The organism is Mesorhizobium sp. M00.F.Ca.ET.216.01.1.1, assembly GCF_004010325.2.
Lineage (GTDB): Bacteria > Pseudomonadota > Alphaproteobacteria > Rhizobiales > Rhizobiaceae > Mesorhizobium.
Genome location: NZ_SADR02000171.1, coordinates 1 through 401 on the forward strand (window position 1 = coordinate 1; position 401 = coordinate 401).

Genomic DNA, 401 nt, shown 5'->3' on the forward strand with positions numbered 1-401 from the left:
CGGGCTGTTCGACGGGCAGGCGGCGCAGATCGTGACGGAACTGAGCAAGCCGAGGAACGCGACGGGCGCCAAGGCCATGCGCCTGCTCGGCTGGACGCCGCGATCGCGGGAAGAGGCGCTTGTCGCGACCGCTGAGAGCCTCATCCGGCTTGGATTGCTCAAGAAGTCGAAGTGAAGCGCGCCTGAGAGGCCCTCTCAGACGCGCCAGTTTTCAACCGAGCAGGGCCGTCTTGTTCGCTTCGAGGAACTGCTTCAGCGTGCGCGGCTTGCGGCCCGAGAGTTTTTCGACGGCATCGGTCACCTCGCCTATGCGACCGGCGCGGGTGTTCACATCGAAAGAGACGATGATGCGGGCGAAATCCTCGGGAAGGCCTGCCGCCTTGACGCCTTCGGTCAGCGCC

2 pseudogenes are annotated in these 401 nt (G+C 65.3%); one reads left to right on the forward strand and one right to left on the reverse strand.

The annotated features are described in order from the left end of the window. A pseudogene (locus EN859_RS40030) lies at positions 1–175 on the forward strand (aldehyde reductase); the annotation flags it as partial. Positions 176–211: 36 nt separating this feature from the next. Here the strand turns inward: EN859_RS40030 and EN859_RS35590 are convergent. Further along, positions 212–401, reverse strand: a pseudogene (locus EN859_RS35590) (SDR family NAD(P)-dependent oxidoreductase); the annotation flags it as partial.